The organism is Pseudomonas sp. B6002, assembly GCF_013385985.1.
Taxonomy (GTDB): Bacteria; Pseudomonadota; Gammaproteobacteria; order Pseudomonadales; family Pseudomonadaceae; genus Aquipseudomonas.
Window position 1 is genome coordinate 134,594 of sequence record NZ_JACAOY010000002.1, and the last position, 23,365, is coordinate 157,958.

At 61.6% G+C, this 23,365-nt stretch carries 18 protein-coding genes; 10 read left to right on the top strand and 8 right to left on the bottom strand.

Translation table 11 applies throughout. From position 1 onward, the window contains the following. Positions 1 to 37: 37 nt before the first annotated feature. The 4 genes from HX792_RS01795 to HX792_RS01810 all read right to left on the bottom strand — a co-directional run bounded on the left by HX792_RS01795 (position 38) and on the right by HX792_RS01810 (position 3,203). Entirely contained in the window at positions 38 to 283 is a 246-nt protein-coding gene (locus tag HX792_RS01795; protein ID WP_017253508.1) for a GlsB/YeaQ/YmgE family stress response membrane protein, read from the bottom strand. Positions 284 to 387: 104 nt separating this feature from the next. Further along, positions 388 to 1,473, bottom strand: coding sequence for a 5-(carboxyamino)imidazole ribonucleotide synthase (locus HX792_RS01800; protein ID WP_176994505.1), 1,086 nt, complete (start codon positions 1,471 to 1,473; stop codon positions 388 to 390). A gap of 11 nt (positions 1,474 to 1,484) precedes the next feature. Next, positions 1,485 to 1,976 (bottom strand): 5-(carboxyamino)imidazole ribonucleotide mutase, encoded by a 492-nt coding sequence (purE, locus tag HX792_RS01805; protein ID WP_003176980.1) that lies wholly within the window; start codon positions 1,974 to 1,976, stop codon positions 1,485 to 1,487. A gap of 315 nt (positions 1,977 to 2,291) precedes the next feature. After that, on the bottom strand, positions 2,292 to 3,203 hold the full coding sequence (locus tag HX792_RS01810; RefSeq protein ID WP_176994506.1) for a LysR substrate-binding domain-containing protein: 912 nt from the start codon (positions 3,201 to 3,203) through the stop codon (positions 2,292 to 2,294). Positions 3,204 to 3,385: 182 nt separating this feature from the next. On the opposite strand from HX792_RS01810, the gene aspA reads away from it, so the two are divergent. The 7 genes from aspA (at position 3,386) to HX792_RS01845 (ending at position 15,708) form a co-directional block, all read left to right on the top strand. After that, on the top strand, positions 3,386 to 4,810 hold the full coding sequence (gene aspA, locus HX792_RS01815; protein WP_123716599.1) for an aspartate ammonia-lyase: 1,425 nt from the start codon (positions 3,386 to 3,388) through the stop codon (positions 4,808 to 4,810). 393 nt (positions 4,811 to 5,203) lie between these two features. Then, positions 5,204 to 6,649 carry a sodium:alanine symporter family protein gene (locus HX792_RS01820; RefSeq protein ID WP_176994507.1) on the top strand — a complete coding sequence of 482 codons (1,446 nt, stop codon included), beginning with the start codon at positions 5,204 to 5,206 and terminating at the stop codon, positions 6,647 to 6,649. Between the two features lie 76 nt (positions 6,650 to 6,725). Then, positions 6,726 to 7,703 carry an asparaginase gene (locus HX792_RS01825; protein ID WP_176994508.1) on the top strand — a complete coding sequence of 326 codons (978 nt, stop codon included), beginning with the start codon at positions 6,726 to 6,728 and terminating at the stop codon, positions 7,701 to 7,703. 107 nt (positions 7,704 to 7,810) lie between these two features. Further along, positions 7,811 to 12,412, top strand: coding sequence for a hypothetical protein (locus tag HX792_RS01830; protein ID WP_176994509.1), 4,602 nt, complete (start codon positions 7,811 to 7,813; stop codon positions 12,410 to 12,412). A 52-nt stretch (positions 12,413 to 12,464) separates the two neighbouring features. Continuing rightward, complete coding sequence (locus HX792_RS01835; RefSeq protein WP_176994510.1) at positions 12,465 to 13,457, top strand: AraC family transcriptional regulator; 993 nt, start codon at positions 12,465 to 12,467, stop codon at positions 13,455 to 13,457. 122 nt (positions 13,458 to 13,579) lie between these two features. Beyond that, positions 13,580 to 14,620 (top strand): histone deacetylase family protein, encoded by a 1,041-nt coding sequence (locus HX792_RS01840; protein ID WP_176994511.1) that lies wholly within the window; start codon positions 13,580 to 13,582, stop codon positions 14,618 to 14,620. Next, complete coding sequence (locus tag HX792_RS01845) at positions 14,617 to 15,708, top strand: polyamine ABC transporter substrate-binding protein (protein ID WP_176994512.1); 1,092 nt, start codon at positions 14,617 to 14,619, stop codon at positions 15,706 to 15,708. The genes HX792_RS01840 and HX792_RS01845 overlap by 4 nt, the downstream gene beginning before the upstream one ends. Positions 15,709 to 15,715: 7 nt before the next feature. Here the strand turns inward: HX792_RS01845 and HX792_RS01850 are convergent, their stop codons facing one another. Continuing rightward, positions 15,716 to 18,001 (bottom strand): hypothetical protein, encoded by a 2,286-nt coding sequence (locus HX792_RS01850; protein ID WP_176994513.1) that lies wholly within the window; start codon positions 17,999 to 18,001, stop codon positions 15,716 to 15,718. Between the two features lie 96 nt (positions 18,002 to 18,097). Next, positions 18,098 to 19,642 carry a PLP-dependent aminotransferase family protein gene (locus HX792_RS01855; RefSeq protein ID WP_176994514.1) on the bottom strand — a complete coding sequence of 515 codons (1,545 nt, stop codon included), beginning with the start codon at positions 19,640 to 19,642 and terminating at the stop codon, positions 18,098 to 18,100. An 87-nt stretch (positions 19,643 to 19,729) separates the two neighbouring features. On the opposite strand from HX792_RS01855, the gene HX792_RS01860 reads away from it, so the two are divergent. From HX792_RS01860 to HX792_RS01870, 3 genes are read left to right on the top strand one after another with little or no spacing between them, the layout of a single operon-like run. Continuing rightward, a complete protein-coding gene (locus HX792_RS01860) occupies positions 19,730 to 20,368 on the top strand; it encodes an FMN-binding negative transcriptional regulator (RefSeq protein WP_176994515.1) in 639 nt (212 codons plus the stop codon). Then, the gene (locus tag HX792_RS01865) at positions 20,365 to 20,811 is read left to right on the top strand and encodes a GNAT family N-acetyltransferase (RefSeq protein WP_176994516.1); all 447 of its coding nucleotides are present in this window, start codon (positions 20,365 to 20,367) and stop codon (positions 20,809 to 20,811) included. The genes HX792_RS01860 and HX792_RS01865 overlap by 4 nt, the downstream gene beginning before the upstream one ends. 10 nt (positions 20,812 to 20,821) lie before the next feature. Continuing rightward, on the top strand, positions 20,822 to 21,493 hold the full coding sequence (locus tag HX792_RS01870; RefSeq protein WP_176994517.1) for a GNAT family N-acetyltransferase: 672 nt from the start codon (positions 20,822 to 20,824) through the stop codon (positions 21,491 to 21,493). A 38-nt stretch (positions 21,494 to 21,531) separates the two neighbouring features. Here the strand turns inward: HX792_RS01870 and HX792_RS01875 are convergent, their stop codons facing one another. Together HX792_RS01875 and HX792_RS01880 are read right to left on the bottom strand one after the other, a co-directional pair. Then, on the bottom strand, positions 21,532 to 21,807 hold the full coding sequence (locus tag HX792_RS01875) for a helix-turn-helix domain-containing protein (protein WP_176994518.1): 276 nt from the start codon (positions 21,805 to 21,807) through the stop codon (positions 21,532 to 21,534). Further along, complete coding sequence (locus tag HX792_RS01880) at positions 21,804 to 23,078, bottom strand: HipA domain-containing protein (protein ID WP_176994672.1); 1,275 nt, start codon at positions 23,076 to 23,078, stop codon at positions 21,804 to 21,806. The genes HX792_RS01875 and HX792_RS01880 overlap by 4 nt, the downstream gene beginning before the upstream one ends. Positions 23,079 to 23,365 lie beyond the last annotated feature (287 nt).

Below are 23,365 nucleotides of genomic sequence, written 5' to 3' on the forward strand. Positions count from 1 at the left end.
CTGCGCCTGCGCAGCGCAGAGGGCTTTGTCGCTTAGATCATTTCTTTTTGATCAGGCCGTAGATCACCAGCAGCACGATGGCGCCGATCAGTGCGCCGATGAAGCCTGCACCCTGGCCCGCCTGGTAGATACCCAGCGCCTGGCCACCGTAGGTGGCGACCAGGGAACCGGCGATACCCAGCAGGATGGTCATGATCCAGCCCATGCTGTCGTCGCCTGGCTTGAGGAAACGCGCCAGCAGGCCGACGATCAGGCCGATAAAGATGGTTCCGATGATACCCATGGCATTTCCCTCTGAATGAAGTGAGCTACACGAAAGCCTAGTCAGACTTTGGCGTCCTGCAATCAGAGAGACGACGGTCACCAATGGTTCCCGTCGGACTTGGCTTATTGCTCGGCGATCAGCGCTTCAACCTTGAGGATCTGCGCCTGCAACGTCGCACGGTCCTTGCAACGCAGGTTGGCGTGACCCACCTTGCGCCCGGCCTTGAAGGCCTTGCCGTAGTGATGCAGGTGGCAGTCGTCGATGGCGATGACTTTTTCCACCGCAGGCACGGTGCCGATGAAGTTGAGCATGGCGCTCTCGCCCACCTTGGCCGTGGAACCCAACGGCAAGCCCGCAACCGCCCGCAGGTGGTTTTCGAACTGGCTGCACTCGGCGCCTTCGGTGGTCCAGTGCCCGGAGTTGTGCACACGCGGGGCGATTTCGTTGGCCTTGAGGCCACCGTCGACTTCAAAGAACTCGAACGCCATCACACCGACATAATCCAGCTGCTTGAGCACACGGCTGGAGTAGTCTTCGGCCAGGGCCTGCAGCGGATGGTCGGTGCTGGCCACGGACAGCTTGAGGATGCCGCTGTCGTGGGTGTTGTGCACCAACGGGTAGAAGCGGGTTTCGCCATCCCGGGCACGCACGGCGATCAGCGAGACTTCACCGGTGAACGGCACGAAGCCTTCCAGCAGGCAGGCAACGCTGCCCAACTCGGCGAAGGTACCGACCACATCAGCCGCGGTGCGCAGGACTTTCTGGCCCTTGCCGTCGTAACCCAGGGTGCGGGTTTTCAGCACGGCCGGCAGGCCGATACTGGCAACGGCCGCGTCCAGGTCTGCCTGGGACTGGATATCGGCGAAGGCCGGGGTCGGAATGCCCAGGTCCTTGAACATGCTTTTCTCGAACCAGCGGTCGCGGGCAATGCGCAAGGCTTCGGCGCTCGGGTACACCGGCACGAACTGCGACAGGAAGGCTACGGTTTCAGCCGGGACGCTTTCGAACTCGAAGGTCACCAGGTCGACTTCGTCGGCCAGCTGGCGCAGGTGGTCCGGGTCGCTGTAGTCAGCACGCAGATGTTCACCCAGGGCGGCCGCACAGGCGTCCGGCGCCGGGTCCAGGAAAGCGAAGTTCATCCCCAGCGGGGTTCCCGCCAGGGCCAGCATACGACCCAGTTGGCCGCCACCGATTACACCGATTTTCATCGTCAACAACCTCAGGCGATGCGTGGGTCTGGATTGTCCAGCACGCTGTCTGTCTGCTCAGCACGGAATTTTTTCAGCACCGCATGGAACTGCGGGTGCTTGGCGCCCAGGATGCTGGCGGACAACAACGCGGCATTGATCGCGCCCGCTTTGCCGATTGCCAGGGTGGCCACCGGGATACCGGCCGGCATCTGCACGATGGACAACAGCGAGTCCACGCCCGAGAGCATTGCCGACTGCACCGGCACGCCGAGTACCGGCAGATGGGTCTTGGCCGCACACATGCCCGGCAGGTGCGCCGCACCACCGGCACCGGCGATGATCACCTCGATGCCACGGGATTCTGCTTCATCGGCATACTGGAACAGCAGATCCGGGGTGCGGTGGGCAGAGACCACTTTCACTTCATACGGAATGCCGAGTTTTTCCAGCATATCGGCGGTGTGGCTAAGGGTGGACCAATCGGACTTGGAGCCCATGATCACGCCAACCAATGCACTCATCGTCGTGCCTCTTCTCTCTGGGCGCCCGCAGGCGCGTCAAAAAACAACAAGCCACGCGGGAAATCCGGCGTGGCTTGTTGTACGAAATTTGGCCGGTTGGACCGGCCGAAGGCCGCGCAGTATACCGTAATAATCAAGATAAACAGCCCCTGGCATGACCATCTGTCTAGCGGGGCAAAGTGGCGGTTTTATTGACTCAAGAGTCAGTCAAAACACCCTAAAACCTGTAGGAGCCGGCTTGCCAGCGATAGCGGTGGATCAGTGACACAAATGCTGCCGGACAAACCGCGATCGCCGGCAAGCCGGCTCCTACAGTTAACTGCGTTCGGCGGCCGCCCCACCTTCCAACTTGCGCCACAACAACCGCACATTCGCCTTGCGCACCAGCGCACAGCGATACAGGCGAATCTCCAGCGGCACGTGCCATTGCGGGCCGCCGCACACCACCAATTCACCACGCGCCAATTCAGCCCGCACACTCAACTGCGGCACCCAGGCGATGCCCAGGCCTTCCAGCGCCATGCTCTTGAGGCTGTCGGCCATGGCGGTTTCGTACACGGTGGTGAAGCGCAGGGCGCGCTGGCGCAGCAGCAAGTGCACCGAACGGCCAAGGAACGCGCCTGCGCTGTACGCCAGCAACGGCACGCTGCCTTCGCCTTCCAGATCGAACAACGGCTTGCCCTCGGCATCGGCGGCACACACCGGAAGCATTTCAGTATTGCCCAAGTGCAGCGAAGGGAAAATCTCGGCATCCATCTGCATGGCTGCATCAGGGTCGTAGAACGCCAGCATCAGGTCGCAACCGCCTTCACGCAGGGCGTGTACCGCGTCGCCCACGTTAGTCGCCACCAGCCGTGTGGCGATGTTCAAGCCTTCGTTGCGCAGTTGTGCAATCCAGCGCGGGAAGAAGCCCAACGCAAGGGAGTGAGCAGCAGCCACTTGCATGACCTCGCCCTGCCCGCCTTCCAGATGGTGCAAATGGCGCAGCACTTCACCCAGCTGTTCGACCACGGTACGCGCCGTCACCAGGAACAATTGCCCCGCCGCCGTCAGCTCGACCGGTGTGCGCGAGCGGTTGACCAGCGTCAGGCCCAACGCCGCCTCCAGGCTACGGATACGGCGACTGAACGCCGGCTGGGTTACAAAGCGCCGTTCCGCCGCCTGGGAAAAACTGCGCGTCGCCGCCAAGGCGCTGAAGTCTTCCAGCCATTTGCTCTCAAGGTTCATCACTTCCTCCCGCAGGTACGCACCATTTTGGCACACACGCCCGCCATGATAACCGGGTCACACGCACATTATGCCGTTTGTGCATAGGTTAGTGCTTAACAGCATTGGCCCAAAAACTTCTACAAGCCTAGCATTCGCAGCGTTCCGGCCAGTTCCGGGTCCATATCGAGATGATTTCCGTCATGTCCTCCGCTGCATCTTTCCGCACAGAAAAAGACCTGCTTGGCGTACTCGAAGTACCGGCTCAAGCGTATTACGGCATCCAGACCCTGCGAGCGGTGAACAACTTCCGCCTCTCGGGCGTTCCGATTTCGCATTACCCGAAATTGGTGGTCGGCCTGGCAATGGTCAAGCAAGCAGCGGCTGACGCCAACCGCGAGCTGGGTCAGCTCAGCGAGGCCAAGCACGCTGCCATCAGCGAAGCCTGTGCCCGTCTGATCCGCGGCGATTTCCACGAAGAGTTCGTGGTGGACATGATTCAAGGCGGCGCTGGCACTTCAACCAACATGAATGCCAACGAAGTCATCGCCAACATCGCGTTGGAGGCCATGGGCCACAACAAGGGCGAATACCAGTACCTGCACCCCAACAACGACGTGAACATGGCGCAGTCGACCAACGACGCCTACCCGACCGCGATCCGCCTGGGTCTGCTGCTGGGCCATGACGCGCTGCTGGCCAGCCTCGACAGCCTGATCCAGGCATTCGCCGCCAAAGGTGTCGAATTCAGCCACGTGCTGAAAATGGGCCGCACCCAATTGCAAGACGCCGTGCCGATGACCCTCGGCCAGGAATTCCGTGCCTTCGCCACCACCTTGGGTGAAGACCTGGCCCGCCTGAAAACCCTGGCGCCAGAGCTGCTGACCGAAGTGAACCTGGGCGGCACCGCCATCGGCACCGGCATCAACGCCGACCCGCGCTACCAGGCCCTGGCCGTACAACGCCTGGCCGTCATCAGCGGCCAGCCGGTTGTTCCAGCCGCCGACCTGATCGAAGCCACCTCCGACATGGGCGCCTTCGTGCTGTTCTCCGGCATGCTCAAGCGTACTGCGGTGAAGCTGTCGAAGATCTGCAACGACCTGCGCCTGCTGTCCAGCGGCCCACGCACTGGCATCAACGAGATCAACCTGCCGGCACGCCAGCCAGGCAGCTCGATCATGCCCGGCAAGGTCAACCCGGTGATCCCGGAAGCCGTAAACCAAGTGGCATTCCAAGTAATCGGCAACGACCTGGCCCTGACCATGGCAGCCGAAGGCGGCCAACTGCAACTGAACGTGATGGAACCGCTGATCGCCTTCAAGATCTTCGACTCGATCCGCCTGCTGCAACGTGCCATGGACATGCTGCGCGAACATTGCATCACTGGCATCACCGCCAACGAAGCCCGCTGCCGCGAGCTGGTGGAGCACTCCATTGGTCTGGTCACCGCGCTGAACCCGTACATCGGCTATGAAAACGCCACCCGCATCGCCCGTATCGCCCTTGAAAGCGGCCGCGGCGTGCTGGAACTGGTGCGCGAAGAAGGCTTGCTCGACGACGCCATGCTCGACGACATCCTGCGCCCCGAAAACATGATTGCCCCACGCTTGGTTCCACTGAAGGCCTAAGCGTTTGTTGCACCGCTCACCAGGTTGAGGGACTAGACACCTCTCACCTTTTGAGGGCCTGAAGGCTCGTTCTTCAGGCCCTTTTTTTTGCCTCAAGGTTGTGAAATGACGCTTATAAAAAATCCAATATCGCCCTGCAAACCCACTCCCCCCGCCACAGCTCGGCTGAAACCTTTAATCGCCCCGTGCAGACGGATCACGCTCGCCTAGGTATAGTGCCGCCCCTCTTCGCGCCTGCGGCCGTCGGTAACGAGGCCCGGACACAACGCGAAAGCGCATGAATAACAACACCCGCAAAAGGATTGGGGTCCAAGCGTCGTGCACTGCCTGGTGCTGAGCGATGCGTCGGACCGTCCTGCGTTTGCCATTAGAAAAATCAGCGAGGAACACTCCATGCTCGAAGTCATCAACGACTTCCTCTCAGGGAAAGTACTGATCGTGCTCATTGTCGGGCTCGGCGGTTATTTCACGATTCGCTCGCGTTTCGTACAGCTGCGTCACTTTTTCCACATGTTCTCGGTGTTTCGCGACAGCCTGAAGAACAGCTCCGACCAACTCAGCTCGTTCCAGGCGCTGATGCTCAGCCTGGCTGGCCGTGTAGGTGCGGGTAACATCGCCGGTGTCGGCATTGCCGTGACCCTGGGTGGCCCGGGTGCCGTGTTCTGGATGTGGGTCACCGCGTTGGTGGGCATGTCGTCGAGCTTTATCGAGTGCTCCCTCGGCCAGCTGTACAAGCGCACCGATGCCGAAGGCACCTTCCGTGGCGGCCCGGCGTATTACATCCAGCACGGCCTGCAAAAACGCTGGTTGGGTATGGTCATTGCGTTCCTGTTGCTGGTGACCTTCGGTTTCGCCTTCAACGGCCTGCAAGCCCACGCCGTGACCCACTCCCTGAACAGCGCCTTTGGCCTGGACACCACCTACACCGGCCTGGCCCTGGCCGTGTTGCTGGGCATGGTATTCATCGGCGGGATCAAGCGTATCGCCTCGATCGCCGACCTGCTGGTGCCGGTCAAGACCCTGATCTACATCGCGGTGACCCTGTACGTGATCGTGCTGCAGTTCGACCACGTGCCGGCCATGCTCGCGACCATCGTCAAGAGCGCCTTCGGCCTCGACCAGGCCTTCGGTGGCCTGGTCGGCAGCGCGATCATCATGGGTGTGAAGCGCGGCGTGTTCGCCAACGAAGCCGGCCTGGGCAGTGCGCCTAACGTGGCCGCAGTCGCTTCCGTAGAACACCCGATCGCCCAAGGCGTGGTCCAGGCGTTCAGCGTGTTCCTCGACACCTTCGTGATCTGCACCTGCACCGCGCTGCTGATCCTGCTCTCCGGTTTCTACACCCCAGGCTTCGAAGGCGACGGCATTGCCCTGACCCAGAACTCCCTGGCCGCTGTAGTCGGTGACTGGGGCCGCATGTTCATCTCCGTGGCCCTGGCGTTGTTCGTGTTCACCTCGATCATGTACAACTACTACCTGGGCGAGAGCAACCTGCGTTTCCTGGTTGGCAACAACCGCAAGATGCTGATGGCCTACCGTGCAGTGGTGCTGGCGCTGATTTTCTGGGGCTCGATCGAGAACCTGAGCACCGTGTTCGCGTTCGCCGACATCACTATGACGATGCTCGCATTCGTCAACCTGTTCGCCCTGGCGTTCCTGTTCAAGATTGCCATGCGTATCCTGAACGACTACGACAACCAGCGTGCAGCGGGTATCAAGACCCCGGTGTTCGACTCCAGCCAGTTCTCTGACCTGGATCTGGACCTGAAGGCCTGGCCGGCCAACCCGGTGAAACCGCAAGCGGCCCCCTCGGCTGAACTGAACGCTCAAGCGCAACGCTAAGCGTAGATAGATGACACGCCGCCCGGCCTTGGGCATGCTCTGGGCCCGGCGGCGTTTTTCGTTCAGGAGAATCTCAATGTCAGCATCCAATAACGTCATGGTGCTCTACACCGGCGGCACCATCGGCATGCAGGCCAGCGCCAACGGCCTGGCCCCCGCATCCGGTTTCGAAGCGCGCATGCGCGAACAGCTTGCCGGCCAGCCACTGCCCACCTGGCGTTTCCAGGAAATGACCCCGCTGATCGACAGCGCCAACATGACGCCCGCGTATTGGCAGCGCCTGCGCATCGCCGTGATCGACGCGGTGGACCAAGGCTGCGATGGCGTGCTGATCCTGCACGGCACCGACACGCTGGCTTACAGCGCGGCGGCCATGAGCTTTCAACTGTTGGGCTTGCCGGCACCGGTGGTGTTCACCGGTTCCATGTTGCCGGCCGGCGTGCCGGACAGCGATGCGTGGGAAAACGTCAGTGGCGCCTTGCAGGCACTGGGCACGGGCCTGACGCCGGGTGTGCACCTGCATTTCCACGGCGCAATGATCGCGCCGACCCGCTGCGCGAAGATCCGCAGTTTCGGCCGCAACCCGTTCGCGGCGCTGAATCGCCAAGGCGGTGCAGCCCGTGCAGACACCCTTCCCCAGATTCTGGACTATCGCCTGCCCAAAGCCCTGGTCACCGTCGGCGTACTGCCGCTGGTGCCGGGTATTGGCGCTGCGCAGTTGGACGCCATGATCGGCAGCGGCATCCAGGGCCTGATTCTTGAATGCTTCGGCAGCGGCACCGGCCCGAGTGACAATGCGGGCTTTCTCGCCAGCCTCCAGCTCGCCCAGGAGCACGGCATTGTGGTAGTGGCGATCACCCAATGCCATGAGGGCGGTGTGGAGCTGGATGTCTATGAGGCCGGCAGCCGCCTGCGCCGCGTCGGTGTGCTGTCCGGTGGTGGCATGACCCGCGAGGCGGCGTTCGGCAAGCTCAATGCGCTGCTCGGCAGCGGGCTCGACACTCAGGAAGTACGGCGTCTGGTGGAGCTGGACCTGTGCGGCGAGTTGCAGTGAATACCCGCCTTACATAAGCACCACCGCACCCGGTTCGACGCTTCCTAGCATGGCAACGCCCAGGTTTTTACTGGGCCTGTTGCCATTCTTTCGTGCAAGGAAGCGTCATGACTGCATCCCCTTCAACCGAACCTCATCAAAGCCTCACTGACGCGCTGATCGCGCAAATGTCCACTGGCCCCGCGTTTCGCGAAGTGGCCGCCACCTTGCTGCGTGAGCAATTGCAGGCGCTGTACCCCACGCTCGATATCGACCCGAATACCGCCGTGGTCGGTACTCCGCTGTGGGACATCGAGGATGACCAGGTCGTACCGGCCGGCCGCCATTACCAGGTGCTCACCGACGTGCTCGCCGTGCAATCCGTGTTGGCAGTGCCTACGCTCTATATCGAAGGCCAGCATTTTCTGACCCAACTGCCCGTCATTGAGCCAGCGATCCACCTGCCGGTGCGCATCCTCGATATCGCCAGTATCCTCAATACCCTGGCACCCGTGATGTTGCGCGGCTACCAACAGGCCCAACTGGAGTACTGGAACACCACCGAAAGTGACAGCGGCCCACGCTGGCACGGGCTATCGACCGTGCTGCGCGACCACTGGAACCTGGAACAAGTGCCTGGCTGGACCACGGCTGATTGCCAAATGGCACGCCAGCTGTTTCAAACCCCGGACGCGGCTACTCGCAAGCAACAAAACCCAAATGGCGCTCGAGCCTATGTGGTGGATGTCGACCAGATTGATGACGCGGGCAATACCTCCCACCTTGATGAGAACCTGATCAGCGTGCTTATCGGCAAACCGGAAGGCACCGAGGTGGTCCTCACCCATTCACTGATGGCGGGTTTCAAGAAGTACCGCTCCCTCGACGAACTGGGCAAGGACCTGTCACTGCCGGCGGTGTACAAAAAACTGGAGTGGCGCCTGGTCGAACCTGATGGTGATTTTTTCGACTACCTGGCCATTGCTTTCATCGGCATCCAGACCAAGGCGATCGGAGCTATCGACTTTTCCTACCTGCGCGAGCCGAACGTTTCACAGCACGTGCTGGCGCAACCGCCAACCCCCCGCGCCAAACGAAGCACACCGGCCCTGCTCGATTACATCCAAGCGCTCCCCGACTGGCTCACCAGCGCCACTGCGGCAGACCAGGCGGCGTACTCACGCCACCTCAAGGACCTGGCAGCCCTGCATAACGCCAACGAGGGCCGTACTTATGACGAAGGCATCAGCCCGCTCCCTCAATACACGCTCGAACAGCTCAGCGCGGAAATGCTCAAGGACCACCCCGACGCACTCACGCAGTGGCTGAGCGACCTCGACATCGTCGTGCGCAGCCCCGTGGTCTGGGGCACATTCGCGGTGCCGGGGCAAATCGACACCACGGTGTTCAGCCTGGTGGAACTGGCCCTGCAAAACCTGATTGCCTTGCCGCTGGGCATCAAGTCCCTGCGCCTGCGAAACCCACACCCGCTGCCGGACTGGCTGACCGTCGAGTACCTGGAAGGCTTGATCAGCCGCGTGGACATCGGCAGCACCTACCTGGCGCTGATCCGCCGGACGCTGCTGGATAACGCTCAAGAGTCCGCACGCCGACGCTCGCTCTACGCCCAGCACTTGCGCATTCAACTGCCGTTATTGGCTTTGCAGTGCAAGTTGCGCCACGAAGATGGCATCGATGAACAAGGCTATGCGTATGTAAAAGCCGTGACACAGGCTGAGACCGCAGAACGCCAGGTACAGGGCCAGCGCATTGTGATGCGAGCGCTGGCGTTCGTGCCAACCCGTCGGCAGGGCAACATTGCCGACCAGGTCACCAATATGTTCGTGATCGGGCCGGAAGACCCGACCACCGGCCCCTGCCTACTGTACCGGCCGCTGCTGGACAAACCCCTTTCCCAGTTCCCTTCGCAAAGCAACCTGCTCTATGCCTTGCAGCAGTCCAGAAGCCTGCGCGATTCGGTGCTGGCGTGGCTGCCGGATGACGTGCGCGATGATTATGCCCAATACGTGTTTCCCGGCGACCTGCCGTCGCCCTGGGCCGTGGTCGAATTCCTGGTAGACCCGTTCAAGCTATGGATCATGGGCGGGCCGCTGGCGCTCGGCCAGGAGGCCATCGAAGGCGACCTGCCAGGCGTACTGTACGATGCCAATGCCAACGCGCTGATCACTCTCGCCGACCGGCAATCGGTGTCCAACGCCGAAGCGCGCTGGGCCACGTTCAAACGCGCCGGCTGGCTGATCTTCAATAGCGCACTGCCGTTTCTGGGGCGCACCGTCGGTGTGGCGGCCTGGATCTGGCAAATCATGGTTCAGCTGCAAACCGTGGTCGACGCCCAGGAGCATCCCGAGCAGCGATCCACCTGGGCCGCACTCGCCGAATTGCTGCTCAACCTCGGCACGGCCCTGACCCTGCACAGTGTCACCCGCACCACACCACGCCGACCAACGCTCGGCAACACTGTGGTGGTGCCAAAACAACCGTCCCCTCCAACACCCGTCAGCATCACTCGACTGACGCCGATTGCCTCAGACGCGCTGATCGCCCATGACCAGCCCTTGCACGTCAGCGGCGCAATCAACCGGGCGTCTACCCGCCTGGCCACCGTGCTGGACAGCTTCATGGTGGCCAAACCCGACGCGCTGGAAGAAGTCCACAACAAACCTGGGGCTTATCATCTTCTGTATGGCGACGGGCAAAGCTGGTACGCCCCGGTGGCACATCGCTGGTTCAAAGTGTTGGTCGACGAAAACGACGATGTACAGATTGTCGACCCCGCGCAACCCAGTCGTACCGGCCCGCTGTTGATTCACAACCGCAGCGGTCAGTGGTTTATCGATACCCGCCTGCGTCTGCGGGGAGGCGGTCCCAAGCTCCTGACCGCCAAGGCCCGCGCGCAAGCCAGGCAAAAGGCGCAGCAATTGCGCGAGCGCCTGGAGGCCTTCGAAAAAGGTAAACGGGCCGCCCAAGACGCGCTGCAACGGGCCCGGCAAGCGTTGGACGCCGCGCCCTCCTCCTCGGCCGATGCGCTCAGGCACACCTATATCCAGACCCTGGAGACCCAGCGTACGGAATACGAGTCGGCCCTGCAGATGCTCAAGGAGATGAATGTCCACGAACCCAGCGCAGAGTACGCGCCCAAGGCCCTCAACTACATCAAGGCCCAGGCCAGGCTGACCCAGGCCGCGCTCAGCGATATCCTCGCCCGCTTCACCCCCAAGTGGCGCACCGTGCACGATCAGATGCAGCGCCAGATCGAAGTGCCGCAAGAGCGTCATATCGAGGACTTTCGCGAAATGCGCGAGCTGGCCGGCAAGCTGCTCGTGCAGTTGGACTACATGCACGGTCGCTTCATCCAACTCAAGGGCCTGGCCAGGGATGGTGCGCTGTTACTCAATACCCTCAAGGGCTCGATGCCGGTCTACACCCCCGACGACCTCAAGGCGATACGCATATCACTGACGCGCAACCTGTGCCTGCCCGAGACAAGCATCAAGAGCACGCCGCAAGCCTGGTTGGCGATTGACCAGATTGTCGACACCGCCGACATCGCGATCCAATGCCTGCGTGACACCCTGGAGGAGCACAGCGATCGACGCCTGGACGAACGCATTGATACCTTGAGCAGCCTGATCGAACAGTTTCAATTACTGGACGAGCGCTTGCAGGATTTTCCCGTGGAGTTCTCCGAACAAGCTATCACCGATCAGTTGCTTGAACTGCGCGGGGAGCTGAGCGAGTTCCAGCACCGGGCCACCAGCAACCTCGGCATGCTGAGCCTGGAAAGAACCGCGCTCAGAAACCGCCCCACCCCGCCGTCTACGCCGCCGCGCCCCAGGAAACAATTTATCCACACCCGCTACAACGGCCTGTTGATCGGTGAGCCGCGCCTGACCGACTTGGGCCTGGAAACCGGCCTCGTGGATATTCGCTCACCCCTGACCCAGCAGGTGCTGGCTACCTATCATGAAAAAACCAAGGGCGTCTGGGTTGTACGCGACCGCACCCCGCCGCCGTCGGCCGGGCCCATTGCCGTGGATCTGCAGCAGAGCATCAGCCAGGGCCAGCGCCTGTTGAGTGAGCTGCCCGCATTTCTCGCACGGGCCCGTACCCACGCCAACCTCGCTGATCGTGCACCGTTTGGCATCGAGCACTTGTACCACCAGCATGCCAGTAGGCTGGAGTTGGCGCGTCACTCGATCGAACAGGCCCTGACGCAGCGCAACATCACCGACAGTGAAGCCTTGTCAGCACCGGCCAGCGCCGTGATCAAAGCCCTCGACGACGCCTTGGCCGACCTCTATCAGCAGAGCAATCAGCTGGTGCAACGCACGCTCAAGCTGCGGCCACCCACCGTATCGGGGGTTGAATGGCTCAAGCGGCACAATGTGATATCCATCAAGAAAACCGTGGCCCGCCGTCGCATCAAGTCCATAAACCCGGACTACCTGGATGAATACACCATCAGCGATCGCGTGACGGGGCAGGTGCTGTGGTACGCACATTTTCATTACAGCACTCACTGGACACCGGACAAAGCCTACCTGTCTGCCCGCCTGAAAACCCCGGACGAGTACCGCCTGGGCGCGGCTGCCGATACGGCCAAGGGCCTTGACCGCGCCCGGACCGTGGCGTTCTATCGCAGCGAGATAAGCCTGGAACAGGCCCGCGAACTGTTTTTTCAACGACCGAAGTCCGAGTCCGGGAACTGACACCCGGCATGTAACTTGCTGCCCGTAAGCCATACCCTCTACAGGTTTGCCCATGCTGCACTCACACCTGACCACGCTCAACGCCGTGTCCCTGGTGCTGTCCACCTTCAACGCCCAGGGTCTGGCGAGCGAGGTGTTGCTGGCCGGCAGCGGCATTGGCCTGACGGATCTGCGCCACGCCGACACACGTATCACCACGTGCCAGGAGATGCGGGTGTGTGCCAACGCCGTGGCGCTGCGCCAGGACATCGGCCTGGAGCTGGGCCAGCGCATGCATGTGTCGAGCTACGGTCTGCTGGGTTACGCGCTGCTCACCAGTGCCACCTTAGGTGACGCTTTGCGCCTGGCACTGCGCTACCCGGCGCTGTTGGGAACACTTTTCGAGCTGCGCCTGATGGAGGACGGCGAGCAGGTCTGGCTGACCGCCGGCGACTATCGGGAAGATCCGGCGCTGGCAGCGTTCAACGTGGAGTTTTGCCTGGTGTCGATGAAGGTCATCTGCGATGACTTGCTCGGCTGCGCGCTGCCTTTGCGTGAGGCGCGCTTCGACTACCCGGCGCCGGATTATCACGCCCGCTATGCCGAACGCTTTGGCTGCCCGCTGCAGTTCGACGCCCCGGTCAACGGGTTTGCCTTTGACCAGGCATTGCTGGAACAACCCCTGCCCCTGGCAGACGCCATCACCCATCGGGCTATGGCCGACCGCTGTCGCAAACAGAACTCCGAGTTCACAGGGCGCCAGGCCTGGCTGAACCGTGTGCGCCAATTGCTGGCCGACCAACTGCATGCCGCTCCCGGCCTTGAGGGCTTGGCCGCGCAGATGAATTGTTCTGCACGCACGCTGCGCCGGCACTTGCAGGCCCTGGGTTGCAGCTACCAGCAACTGCTCGACGAGCTGCGCTTTGAAAAGGCCAAGCTGTGGCTCGCGCAAGACCAGATGCCGATCCACAAGATCGCCGAACAGCTGGGTTTCAGCGAAACCGCCAGCTTTCGCCACGCGTTTGTGCGCTGGAGTGGGGTAGCGCCCAGCCTGATGCGCCATTAAAGGGCGAATTACGGTCACGTTCTTTGGCCACATTTATCCCCTTCTGGCCGCTCCTGCCGTTTTCATGACTCGCGCTGAACGCAACACTGCAAGGCACAACAATGAGCCTGCGGGAGCCACCCATGCTGACGATCTACTCCGACGACCACCACTTGCACCACGGCCGCTGCGAACTGATGGACGGGCAACTGATGCCTTGCTTCGAGATGCCGTCGCGTGCCGACCATGTGTTGCAACGGGTCAAAGCCCGCGAACTGGGCCCAGTGCAGGCTCCCCAGGACTTCGGCCTGGCACCGCTGCAGCGCATCCACAGTCGCGACTACCTCGATTTTTTCAAAGGGGCCTGGGCGCGCTGGACCGCGTTCAACACGGACGGCGACCTGCTGCCATACACTTGGCCCGCCCGCACACTGCGCCGGGTATTGCCCACCAGCCTGCATGGTCAGTTGGGCTATTACAGCTTCGATGGCGGCGCACCGATCACGGCCGGCACCTGGCAAGCGGCCTACAGCGCGGCACAAGTGGCGCTCACCGCACAGCAGGCCATCCAACAGGGCGCCCACAGTGCCTTTGCCTTGTGCCGCCCGCCGGGGCATCACGCCGCCAGTGATTTGATGGGTGGTTATTGCTACCTCAACAACGCCGCCATCGCCGCCCAGGCGTTTCTCGATCAGGGTCACCAACGGGTTGCGATCATCGATGTGGACTACCACCACGGCAACGGCACCCAGTCGATTTTCTACGACCGCAGCGACGTGCTCTTCACCTCCATCCACGGCCACCCAGAGGCGGAGTTCCCGTTTTTCCTGGGGTATGCCGACGAGTTGGGAGAAGGCGCGGGCGAAGGCTTCAATTTCAACTACCCGCTACCGGCCGGCTCCGGTTGGGAAGTGTGGAGCGCCGCACTCGACGCGGCGTGTCAGGAGACCGAACGCTATGACGCCGACATCATCGTGGTGTCCCTGGGTGTCGACACGTTCAAGGACGACCCCATCTCTCAGTTCAAGCTCGACAGCCCGGATTACCTGGCCATGGGCCGACGCATAGCACGCCTGGGCAAGCCCACGCTGTTCGTGATGGAAGGCGGTTACGCGGTAGAAGAAATCGGCATCAACGCCGTCAACGTGCTCGAAGGTTTCGAACAAGAAGGAGCCACCCGATGAAGATGCTCGCCTCCCTGGCCCTATGCGCCGCCGTGTTGAGCGGTGCAGTGCAGGCCGAAGAAAAAACCCTCAAGGTCTACAACTGGTTCGACTACATCACCCCCAAGGCGCTGGAAGATTTCAAGGCGCAGAACCCCAGGATCAAGCTGGTGTACGACATCTTCGACACCAACGAAGCCCTGGAAGCCAAGCTGCTGACCGGCAACTCCGGGTATGACGTGGTGGTGCCCTCCAACGTGTTCCTCGCCAAGCAGATCGAAGCCGGCGTGTTCCAGCCCCTGGACCGCAGCCAGCTACCCAACTGGAACCACCTCGATCCCAAGCTGATGAAGCTGATCGAAGCCAATGACCCCGGCAACAAATTCGCCGTGCCCTACATGTACGGCACCATCCTCATCGGCTTCAACCCGGACAAGGTCAAGGCGGTGCTGGGGCCGAACGCGCCGGTGGACAGCTGGGACCTGATCTTCAAGGAAGAGAACATCAGCAAGCTCAAGCAATGCGGCGTGGCCTTCCTCGATTCGCCGTCAGAGATTCTACCGCTGGCCCTGCAGCACCTGGGCCTGGACCCCAACAGCAGCAACCCCAAGGACTACGTCAAGGCTGAAGCGCTGTTGATGAAGATCCGCCCCTACATCACCTACTTCCACTCCTCCAAGTACATGGCCGACATCGCCAATGGCGACATCTGCGTGGCCGTGGGCTATTCGGGCAGTTTTTCCCAGGCGGCCAACCGCGCCAAGGAAGCCAAGAACGGTGTGACCGTGGACATGCGCCTGCCTAAGGAAGGCGCGCCGATCTGGTTCGACATGCTCGCCATTCCCAAAGGCGCGCAAAACCCGCAGGACGCCTACACCTTCATCAACTACCTGCTGCAACCCCAGGTGATCGCGCCAATCAGTGACTTTGTCGGTTACCCGAACCCGAACAAGGACGCGACCGAACAGGTGGACCCGGCCATTCGCAACAACCCTAACCTGTACCCGACCGAGGCCGCGATGAGCACGCTCTATACCCTCAAACCGTTGGGGCGTGACGCGGAACGGGCCAGGACACGGGCCTGGACCAAGATCAAGTCGGGCACCTAAGCCGGGCTCAAACGGCCAGGAAGACCTGTCGCCCCGCGGCATTGGTGATCGGGCCACGATAGACCTTGCGCCCGGTCTCACGCTCGTACTCACGGCCCAGTCTGCGCTGGGCCGCTGTTTTCAGGTGAGCAGCCGTGGGTTGGTCGCTGGCGGCCTCAACGCTGGGGTAATGAAAGTGGGCGTACCACAAGGGCCGCTCGCCCTCGGTGAGGTCCAGCACCTCGTATTCCTGCAAGTAGTCCACCACGCCATCGATGGTTTCCGGCACGCGGCCACCGACCCGCTGGATGCGGATCACTTTTTGCTCAAGCAAAAATTGCACGTCACCCAGTGTCGGCGTGGGTGTGTGCCGAGCCATTTCAATACGCAGGCAGCGGCCGTGGGCGCGCAGTTGTACGGCCTCGCCTCGCAACTGAGTGATCATTGGCGCAGCGCTGCTGGTGCGTTGAATGGTCTGTGCCGCGTCGTCGAAACGACGCGCGTTGCGTTCCAGGCCTTCCTCCACTTCTACCGCCAAAGTACCCGGCGCCTGGGACCGCCGGGTCGCGTCGCCGAGCAGCGCAGGCAAGGTGGCGCTGAGGGTGGTGCCTGCACTGATGGCACGGCGCGCCGCCGGGCTCAATTGATCAATGTCACGCCGCAGCCTGGGCGCGCGTTGCAACTGCCAGCGGCCACGCGCGTCCGGAGCAAGGCCGGGCCCGTAGACTGTCGGCTGTTCGGGGTTATCGACGATTCGGTGCTCCACGAAGTTGATGTTCACGACGGGTGCAAACCGGTTATTCGATAAAACATTGAAGTGGTTTTCGTCTTTGTTGTAGATGAGCACATTGCCTACGCGATGAAGACCTTTGTGAACCCCTTCACCAATCGGCTGGCCCAGTGGCAACGGTAGCGGGCGTTTCAATTCGGCCAAGCGTTGTTCCTGCTTAACCGACAACGCCTTGCGAACGCCGGCCCAGGCAGTATCCATCCGCCTGACCCTGGGGTGTGCATCCGCAGCCTCAACGGGATGCTCCGTACCCGGACATACCAGCAGCACCGCCAGGTTGCGCAGCAGGCTGACCTCACAGCGCCAGCCTCGCTCAGCGTCGCAGGCTCCCTGAAGGTTGCCGCCCACTTGCTTGAGACGCGCCAGTGTATGCAAGGGATGCTCGAACAGCGGCAACCATCGCGAGACGCTGGCGTGGTACAGAACGCTGAACGGATCCTCCAGCGGCGCCCCGGCCTGCGGCGCGAGCATCACCTGCTCGATGACCTGTTGCGCCTCGGGCCGCAGCACCAGCCAGGGACCTTGCAGGGTCGTCGGCGGGCCCAGCAGATAGCCGCTGCCATCGAGCAACGGCATGAACCCCATGGTGACGCCGCGCAGCCGCCGGTGCACGGCAAAGGTATTCACCGCTGCGCGCACCGTTCGATACCCCTCATGGGTGACATTGGCCTCATTGCGCAGGCTGCATTCCAGGGCCAGGCGACGCAGCTGCAGAGCCAACTGCCGGGTAAACAACGCCTGTGCCTGTTCCGCGTCAGCCTCCAGTGCGCCGGCGCCCCTGGATTTCTCGTGGAACCGCGCCAGCGCTTCCAGCCACTGGCTATAAGCCAAGCGGCCGGAGGACGAGGCGTTTTTCAGCCACGGCGGCAACTGCTGTTCCAGCTCGAAACGCAGGCTGTCTTGCTCCGCCTGCAGCCCGAGAAAATCGGCAAAACCAGATGCCCAGGCCAGTTGCCGATCCAACGCCGCCAACGAGGAAAACGCGTCGGGATCGATCCAGGCGATGCGCTGCAACGCCCCCTCCAATGCACCCAGGGCGTACCCTTCGAAGACGTTATGTTCAAGGCGCTCTGCCGGTTTCGGCGGCACCGAGGAGTGATCTTCAATGTCCAGGCCTCGAGCCACGGTGAACATCAGTGGCGCGTCGTTGCCATGGGTAATGGTCAGTGCCAGGCAACCGTGCCGGGTGGTGAGATAAACCTGCGGCGAACGCTCGCCAAGCTGCTGCTCGCGCTCGCCACTGTCGGGGTAGTCCAGGATCGCCTTGACCATTTCCCGCGAAGACGCGGTATTCAACGCCCTGCGAGCGGTGCGCAAACGCCGCTCCAGTTGCTGTGCCAGATGTCGCCAGCGGCTGAACCTGCGGGTATCGGCACCCGTGAAAAAAGCGATCAGGTGCTCGCAGTAGTGTTCGAGCACCCCCTGATAGTGCTGGTCGAGACGGGCTTGGGTAATCCCCAGCGATTGAAGCGTGGGGCGCAGGGCAAACAGTTGGCTGAGCTGCAGCATGAAAGGGTCGAACATGATCATTACCTTGGCAAACACAGGAAACGCCGGGCGCAGATTGCCGCCGGCCTTGCGTGCTCAAGGTAGGGACCCGCGTCCTTGCGGTGTCTGTAGTTAGTTGACACACCCCCAGGCCTTGCACAGACGCGCCAGCGCCAGGGCAATCCCCGCTTCCGGGACGGCAGCAAAGCCCAGCACCAGGCCGGCGCGCTGATCGTCGGGCGGGGCCGATTGCGCCAACCAGTAAGTGCTCAAGCCATTGATCTCGACATCCGCCGCGTGAGCTTGCGCGAGCAATTGCTGCTCACGGGCCAGGCTGTCCACGCGCACGGTCATATGCAGCCCCGCCGCTACACCAGGCAATGCACCCACACCCGGCAAATCGCGAGGCCAGCCCGCCAGCAAGGCGTTACGCCGGCTCAAGGCGGCGCGGCGCATGCGGCGAATGTGCCGCTGAAAATGCCCGGCCGCCATGAACTCGGCCATGACGGCCTGGGTGCTGACTTCCGAGTGGCGCATGTCCACCGCACGGCGTCGGGAGAAGGCATCCACCAGCCGCGCCGGCAGCACCAGGTAGCCCAGGCGCAACGCCGGAAAGGCCACTTTGCCGAACGTGCCGACATACAGCACTCGCCCGCTACGGTCCAACGCTGCCAGGGGCGACAGGGGCGCGCCGCTGTAGCGGTACTCGCCGTCGTAGTCGTCCTCGATGATCCAGCCGCCCGTGCGCTCGGCCCAGGCCAGCAGCTCCAGGCGCCGTGCCAGGCTCATCACCACGCCCAACGGGTATTGGTGGGACGGCGTGACATAGGCCAGGCGACAGTCACCAAGGGTGTTCAACACCTGGCAGTCGATGCCCTCACTGTCCACGGGCACACCGTGCAATCGCCCACCCGCCAAGGCAAACGCATGGCCTGCCGCGCGGTAGCCAGGATTTTCTATGGCCACCCCATCACCCGGCTCCACCAGCAACTGTGCACAAAGGCTGATTGCCTGCTGCGCGCCACTGGTGATCACAATTTGTTCAGCTGTGCACTGCATGCCGCGCGAGCTGCGTAAATAAGCGGCGATCAAACCGCGCAAACGCGCATCGCCTGCGGGGTCGCCATAGCAGAGCTGCTCAAGGTCGGGTTTACGCCAGAACGCCCCGTTCAGCTTGGCCCATACCTCGAACGGAAACAGGTCGAACGCCGGAACACCCACTCGAAATGCCCTTGGCGGCCCCAATGGGACCTGCGCCAAATGGTTATTTTTTATCCGAGCCAAACCCGCGCTGTGGATAACTTCGCTGTCCAGATCTTCCGGCAATTTTGCCCATTTTGTGGATAAGGCTGGGGATAAGCCTGTCGATAACCCTGTGGACAGTTTTGTGGATAGTTTTTTCGTGCTCGGCAATTGAGCTACATAGGTGCCATCACCGACCCGACTTTCGATAAACCCCTCGGCATACAGCTGGTCATAGGCGCGCACCACGCTGTTGCGGGAGATGGACAAGGCTGCCGCCAGATCACGGGTCGCAGGCAAACGTGTGCCGCTGACCAACCGCCCGTCCAACACGCGCTGGCGCAGGGCTTCATACAATTGGCGAGTCAGACCGTGGCGGCGATCCAGCTCGATCCCGGCGGGGTTGAAGGACAGCGGTGGCGTGATCGGCGACATATTGGACCTATGAAATTGGCCTTAGATGGCTCTTACAACGAACCATTAGCCTGCCTAGGATGCAGGCATTCGCCAAGGAATATTTCCATGTACACACCCCGCGCCTTTGCCCTCGACGACCTGCCCGAACTGCAGCAACTGATCCAGCACACCCGCCTGGCGCAGTTGGTGACCTTTGGTGAGCAAGGTCTGCAAGCCAGTCATTTGCCGCTGCTGCTCAACCCCGATGAGGGCCCGAACGGCACACTTTATGGCCACCTGGCCAAGGCCAATCCGCAGTGGAAAGACCTGCAGAACGGTAGCGATGCATTGGTGATTTTTGCGGGCGCCGAGGCCTACATCAGCCCGTCGTTCTACCCGGCCAAGGCCGAGCACGGCAAAGTGGTGCCCACCTGGAACTACATCGCCGTGCACGCCTACGGCAAAGCTGAGGTGTTTAGCGATGCCGAACGGTTGCTCGCAGTAGTCAGTGCGCTGACCGACCGCCATGAAGGCGGCCGCGCCCAACCATGGAAAGTCAGTGACGCCCCGGCCGACTACATCGACGGCATGCTCAAGGCCATCGTCGGTTTTGCCTTGCCGGTCGAACGCCTGATCGGCAAACGCAAACTCAGCCAGAACCGCAGCCCGGCCGACGTTGCCGGCGTACGCGAAGGCCTGGCCGCCTGCAGCGATGTGCGTGACCAGACCCTCGCACGCTTTATTCCCCAAGGAGTTTCAGAATGAGCCAGATCGACATCCGCCAAGTCACCGCCGCCGACCACGCGGCCTGGCTGCCACTGTGGCAGGCGTACTTGAAGTTCTACGAGACCGAACTGCCGGAGGCTGTGACCCAAAGCACCTGGCAGCGCCTGATCGACGCCCATGAGCCGACCCATTCGGCGCTCGCCTGGCAGGACGGCAAGGCGGTGGGCATGGTCAACTTCATTTACCACCGCTCCAATTGGAGCATCGAGAATTCCTGCTACCTGCAGGACCTGCTGGTGGAGCCGGCCCAGCGCGGCACCGGTGTGGGCCGCAAGCTGATCGAGTTCGTCTACGCCACCGCCAAGGCCGACGGCTGCTGCAAGGTGCATTGGTTGACCCACGAAACCAATGCCACGGCGATCCAGTTGTACGAACGCATCGCCGAACGCCCGGGTTTCATTCAATTTCGCAAAGGCCTTTAAGGAGCACAGCATGACCATTTCCCCCGCCGACTGGAAAGGCGTCCCGGCCCCTACCGTGCAACGGCTCGAAGGGCGCTTTATCCGCCTGGAAAAACTCGACCCTGCACGCCATGGCGATGACTTGTTCCAGGCCCTGCAAGGCCCCGGCGCCGACCCGAAACTGTGGGATTACCTGCCTTATGGCCCGTTCCCCGAGCGCGCCGCGTTTGATGCCTGGCTCGACAACCATGCCCAGCACGCCGACCCGTATTTCTTCAGCGTGATTGACCGCGCCACGGGCCAGGTGCAGGGCATCCTCAGCCTGATGTCCATCGTGCCGGCCCAGGGCCGCATCGAAATCGGCCACGTGACCTTCGGCGCACCCATGCAGCGCTCGCCAAAAAGCACCGAGGCGGTGTACCTGCTGGCCAAGCATGCGTTCGAACAGGGCTACCGTCGCCTGGAGTGGAAGTGCAACAACGGCAACGCCCGCTCCAAATATGCGGCCGAACGCTTGGGCTTCAGTTTTGAAGGGGTGTTCCGCCAGCACATGGTGGTCAAGGGCCAAAACCGCGATACGGCGTGGTATTCGATTATCGACTCGGAATGGCCCAAGGTGGGGGCGGGCTTTGAGGAATGGTTGTCGGAGGGGAATCAGAGGGGTGATGGCCAGCTGAAAACCTTGGCCGAGTGCCGGGCCTAGCGCCTTGTACGGTTCCCACAACAGTGGGAACCGTTCTGTCACACCTCCCGTCGTACCTTCACCACCCCCATTTTCAGCCCGAACGGCCTGAACACGGCATTCAGCGATTTCAGTGTCTGATTGCCTTCACCATGCTCAATATGCACCAAGGTGCGCACGGAGATTTTGCACATCCTGGCGAACTGGCTTTGGTGCAGCCCGGTGACTTCGGTGCGAAGACGGCGTACGGCCTCGCCCAACTCAAGTGTGCCCTGCGCCAAGCCCAGCTCAACGTCTTCAATGACCTGTGCACGCTGGTCAATGGAAATACTCATATCAAACCCCATTCAGCCAAACGCCGGTCCAGCTCACGCAGCGCGATACGAGGATGGTTCAAGGTGACCTCCGGCAGGCCGCTGGCGACAAGGATGTCGGGCAAGGCTCGCAGACGCTGCGCTTCTTCACGAAGGCGCTCGTAAACCAAGCCTGGGTCAACCACTGGCGAAAGCACGTTGCAAACGCCTCGCCAATCAATGTCCCCCGCAACTTCCAGTGCCCCCGGCCACTTCGTGGTACGGGTGATGCCTTCATCATCCATGACCATTGGGGCCAGGTCGTAGATAGGCGCAAGGCGCAAGCTGCCGGGGCCCCTGATAATGGAGGTATTGCGCCCATGGTTATCGGAGTTACCGAGGATTTTGTTCAGCAAATCACGACGCAGGTAATCGACGATAAGGTCCGTGATTTGCTCGCCCTGACCGGCGGTTTTCCAAAGACTGGCCAGCAGTTGCACAACGTTTACATGATCCATGGAACTGCCGGGCGCTGTATTGCCCGCCGCCGAATAAATCGACTCTACCGCAAAACGCTCTACGCCCTTGTCACTGACAGCACGATCAAATCGGTGCATCCACACACTGGGCTTGCTGGCTTCTTCCAACGCGAGCCCTTCTGCTGCAACCGTTTCAATGCCCAGCGCCTGCAATGCCTTGTAGAAGTGGTATTCGCTCCTGAGGATGTCCTGATCGCGCTGCAAGCCTTGGTTACGGGCGAACTTGATAAACCAGTGCTGGCTAACGTTTTCATCCTCCAGTACCGCATCGGGGTACAGCAGCCCGTCACGGCCTTGAGCAAGCAGCAATTTTGGGGCTTCACCACCCGCCCCCGTGGCGCCACCAATGGCAGCTCCCTGCTCATAAGCGTACTCAAGAAAGCGGTTATCGCGCTCAACGACCTCTTTGCGCGCAAAGCCGACGACAGGGCGACTTGCCTCTGCACGCACAGACTCCTTGATGCGCATATGGCCGATGGGCGCGGGCGTACTGCGCGCCAGCAGGAACAGGTCCGCGCTGAGGTTGTCAGGTTTTTCTGCGCCAATACGGTTCAGGAGAAAGCGTTTTGCAGCACCTGCCGGGGCAATGTCGTACAGGAACGCGGGCGCCTGATTGAGCGACTCCCGTCCCCAGGTGGGCGGTACTCGTACGCTGACCGCCGCGGAAAACAAAGTCTCAATGTAGTCCAGGTGATTCTCTAGATAGACGCTCTCGTAGGCGTAGCGACAAGGGCCGGCGAAACCGGCTTGTGGCTCGGTAAATTCCAGACTCATCGCGTCCTGCCAGACATCGGCATCGAACACCTGAAGCGTCAATTTGAACGTGGTTTCGATCTGCAATTTAATGCACCTTAAGTCATCAGGAGGGCAATTAATCTGCAATATAGTGCATAATTTCGAATGTCGCCGAGCAATTAGCGCAATATAATGCATGCGCATGCCCTTTATGGCATGGACTCAAGCAATAAACTGCAGATTTACTACCCGTCATCTCCCCGACACATTCCTGTAAACACCCTCCGCTATACAGGTCGACTCGTTTCTTATAACAAGGTCGTCCG